The sequence below is a fragment of the Anaerophilus nitritigenes genome (genome assembly GCF_004138215.1).
GTDB lineage: Bacteria > Bacillota > Clostridia > Peptostreptococcales > Thermotaleaceae > Anaerophilus > Anaerophilus nitritogenes.
The window spans coordinates 1-3922 of record NZ_RYYS01000080.1; the positions used below are offsets into that span (position 1 = coordinate 1).

Below are 3922 nucleotides of genomic sequence, written 5' to 3' on the forward strand. Positions count from 1 at the left end.
CTCCAATAATTAGTGTAATCATTGTAATAATTGAAGAAATCAATCTTTGTTTCAAAATATCTACCCCCTAAAATTGTACTCATAAGATCATTCATTTGCTTACCTCTTTCTTAAACTTTTCTTTACAGCTTCTTTTAAATGTCCTTGATATAATTCATAAATACGTTCGCAATGATTTGCTACTGCATCATTATGCGTAACGATTACAAATGTCATACCTTGCTTTTTAAGGTTATCAAAAATATTTAAAATATCTTCTTCTGTATTTTCATCTAAAGAACCTGTTGGTTCATCTGCTAATATAATTGAAGGTTTTTTAACAATTGCTCGAGCAATGGCTATACGCTGTTTTTCTCCGCCAGATAAATTTGAAATAGGCTGTTTTATAAATTCTTCCATGTTTAGTTCACATAAAACATTTTTCACACGTTCTTTTATTTCGTTTGAAGAAATGTTGTCATACTGCAATGGAAGTGAAACATTTTCAAATACATTCCTATCTTCTAATAGATGAAACTGTTGTGTTACAAATCCTATATGATGTTTACGGTATTTTGCCCTCTCATTCAAAGAAGTTTTTGTTATATTTTTCCCTTCAAAGAACATTTGCCCGTCTTCAAACGATAATAATCCTCCTAAAATATTCAATAAAGTAGATTTTCCAGAACCACTTCTACCCTTGATTGCAATAGAGTCTCCATAGTCAATTTTAAAATCTAAATTTTTCAAAATAATTTTATCTTTATTACCATTTTTTACTCTTTTTGTTATTTTATGAAGTTCGATCAACATATCCTATCCCCCATTTCTTCATTATTGGATAAGTAATATACAAGTGGTCTATGTAATAGCTGATATGACGATATACAAGATAAAATAAGACTCATAATAAAAAGGAGCATAAATAATATTCCATGAAGCTTATAATTACCTAACTTAAATATTTGATCTAAAATAATGAAATATGTAATAAAAGACAGTAACATTATTATGCTAATTTCAAGCCATTGCTGTCTGATTATACTAAACTTTGTAGCCCCTTGCATGTAGTGAATTGCATAAGAAGAAAGGCGTCGTTTCTGTTGTAAATATAATAGCAAGCTCAGCAAGAATAAATTTAATCCAGTAGAAATCATAAAAAAACATTTTACCAATTTACTATTTTCTTGTATAGTCATCATTAAACAATGATATTGTTTTAGATGAGGGTTTGCTCCTATAAAAGAATATTCCTTAAATGAAGTAATTTGAGATAGTACTTCTATTTCTTCCATCATATTACGAATTTTAGGAGTCTCGTTATCTGTAACAACATATCCATTAATTAACATATAATAACTAAAAAACTGAAAGTTGCTATCTTCCTTTGAAACTGGGTCATTATACTTAAAAAAGGGTAATAATATATACCTATCTAAATAAAATTCGGTATCTTCATTATAAAAGATTTTACTATTTGATTTTAAAAACCCAATGACTTTTGCATTTATTTCTTTACCAATGTAACTTATGTTCAATTCGTCACCTATTTCATATACATTTTTATAAGAATCACCTAATAAAACAGGTATAGTATTTCCTTGATCTTTAAAATCTTCATTTGTCCATATGCGTCCATGAGATACATCTAACTTAAAAAAATTAAAAGCTTGTTGGTTTAATTGTACTGATTTGATAAACTTATAAGTTTGTCCATTTATCTTTGAATCTGGATACTCTTTTCCTTGCTCATAGCCTGCACTCATTATTTGAGGTATATTTTTTTTGTTTATACCAATACGCTGATCCGAAATTGCAAGATATTTAAAATGATCAGCAGTATCTAATCCAACATAAAAATCCCGTATTCGTTCAAGCGCATCAGGATGACTTATAAACTCTTCAAATTTATCGCCCTCACAATAATTATCAATGAGTTGATATACTGCTTTCCCTTCATAGATATCTTTCATACCATCTTCATTATAATTTAATGCATCAAAAAAAGAATAAAATGCCCCTAAGAGAATTAAAAATAAGGTGATTTGCAAATAAATAATTGATGTTATAAATTTATACTTTTTAAAATAAATACAAAGTTCTTTAAAAATCATTTTGCAATTCCTCGCTTCCATAGCTTATTATGAATAGAGGCTTTTATAATAAAAAACAATAAGAATATACAACTACTGATAAGAAGTCCCATATCCACAATTACAATTTGTTTTATAATATGAATTGAATTATATCCTTTCAATAAAACTATACTATTTCCTATAAAGCTAGCAGTTAATATATTTAAACTTATTTCTTTTATATACTCAGCTATCATTATATTTTGAGGAACTCCAAATATAAACTTAACATACATTGTAGCTTTTTCTTTTTCATACCAATATCTCAAGTATACAAATATGCTACAAATGATCAATAAACATGAATCCATAACAAGCAAATGATAAAAAAAAGTAGCATTACTTGTTCTAGATAGCCCTTTTGTTTCACTTTTAATATAAGATATTGTTTTATGATTCTTCCTAATATGTTTTATAATTTGATCAACTATGGACTTCCGGTCACTATCTACAACAATTTTTGCTTCATTCATCATGGGAATCTTTTCAGATTGTAGCAAAACAAGATAATCAGCTTGACTTGCAAAAGAAGCTCCCATAATCCCTATCACTTCATAATTTTCATCTTGAAAAGTAATATGCTTTATACCATTATTCTCTTTAACATATTTTACCATTTCTTTTCCAATTACTGCTTTTTTCCCTTTTTCATAAGATAAAAAGAACCTTCCACTTTGCATTGGTGGTTTCCAATTCTCGTTTTTTTGAATAAAAAATCGAAATACATTATTACATTCAATAAATACTCTAAGCCCCATTTTTTCATTTAAATCTTCTATATATTTTTGTGGATCATTATCATTAAAAACAGCACAATGAGTTGTATAAAGTCCATTTGATAACTCATTAAGCTGTTTCTGTTGCGATGCAAATATTAAAATAGAACAAGCAAATAAATTTAAACAAATAAAAAAATAATAAATATAATGTTTTTTTTATTTAAATAATACATAAATATCCTCATTTCTTTAAACAAAGATGTTTATTGATATCAATAAACATCTTTGTTTTTAAACTATTTTCCCTTTTTCCAATATGATCTACACTCTATATTCTCAAATACATCTGGTACATAATAATCTGTAGTTATGTCAGTATAATTTATGTCAGTATCTTTGGCTGACTTTCGTACTTTTCCCTTGCTATTTTCTACCCGTGCTGTTGTTGTATGAAGTACACCTTTCCATGTAGTTTCTGCATAGCATGCAACTGCCATAGTACCTCCATTGTCGATTACTTTTGATAGTCTTTTTCCTTTGTGAGATTTAGGCTTATCACTAGCTCTAGAACTCATTATAGACATAATGTTAGACACCATGTTTCTATTTGTGCCATTTTCAATTTAATAAATTTCCAGTATGTAGAAAAACAGATTCTTAAGTTATTTTAGATTTTTAAAATTTTTTATATAAAAACATTGAATTAACAATATTCTTCAAATGATTTATTTGAGGTTTTGTAAGATAAAAATTGAAATTTAATTCTTAAAAAAACTTACCTAATGATAATAGGTTTGATGTAATTAAGTCCTAAAACATTTATGCACACCTATTATTTAAGGGCAATTATCCAATTATTCTTTTCTATATCCAGAACCAATTCATTTTTTTCTGATTAAAAACAATTTCTATAACCCATAAGTTGTAGATATAATAGCTAAACACGCTAACCCACAATCTTTTATGTCATGTCTCTTTATGCATATATATCTTTTATACTTGTCTAAAATTTTTTAGCATAATACTTAATACTCTCCATAATAAATTATTTATTGTAATTCTTCTAATCCTTTTGGTATTTTAGGATCA

Annotated in this window: 4 protein-coding genes; all 4 read right to left on the reverse strand. The window is 27.0% G+C overall.

The window, feature by feature from the left end; translation table 11 throughout:
* Positions 1 to 99: 99 nt before the first annotated feature.
* Positions 100 to 792, reverse strand: a complete 693-nt coding sequence (locus tag EK368_RS12220) for an ABC transporter ATP-binding protein (protein ID WP_202976479.1) — start codon at positions 790 to 792, stop codon at positions 100 to 102.
* Positions 786 to 2093: a hypothetical protein gene (locus EK368_RS12225; protein ID WP_129600108.1), complete on the reverse strand. Its 1308-nt coding sequence runs from the start codon at positions 2091 to 2093 to the stop codon at positions 786 to 788. The genes EK368_RS12220 and EK368_RS12225 overlap by 7 nt, the downstream gene beginning before the upstream one ends.
* The gene (locus EK368_RS12230) at positions 2090 to 2872 is read right to left on the reverse strand and encodes a hypothetical protein (RefSeq protein WP_129600110.1); all 783 of its coding nucleotides are present in this window, start codon (positions 2870 to 2872) and stop codon (positions 2090 to 2092) included. The genes EK368_RS12225 and EK368_RS12230 overlap by 4 nt, the downstream gene beginning before the upstream one ends.
* A gap of 257 nt (positions 2873 to 3129) precedes the next feature.
* Positions 3130 to 3417, reverse strand: coding sequence for a hypothetical protein (locus EK368_RS12235; RefSeq protein ID WP_129600112.1), 288 nt, complete (start codon positions 3415 to 3417; stop codon positions 3130 to 3132).
* Between the last annotated feature and the right edge of the window lie 505 nt (positions 3418 to 3922).

What these genes read in the sequence shown, in the direction of transcription:
- EK368_RS12235 (WP_129600112.1), bottom strand. Translation starts at nt 3,417, where the DNA reads ATGTCTATAATGAGTTCTAGAGCTAGTGATAAGCCTAAATCTCACAAA.
- EK368_RS12230 (WP_129600110.1), bottom strand. Translation starts at nt 2,872, where the DNA reads ATGGGGCTTAGAGTATTTATTGAATGTAATAATGTATTTCGATTTTTT.
- EK368_RS12225 (WP_129600108.1), bottom strand. Translation starts at nt 2,093, where the DNA reads ATGATTTTTAAAGAACTTTGTATTTATTTTAAAAAGTATAAATTTATA.
- EK368_RS12220 (WP_202976479.1), bottom strand. Translation starts at nt 792, where the DNA reads ATGTTGATCGAACTTCATAAAATAACAAAAAGAGTAAAAAATGGTAAT.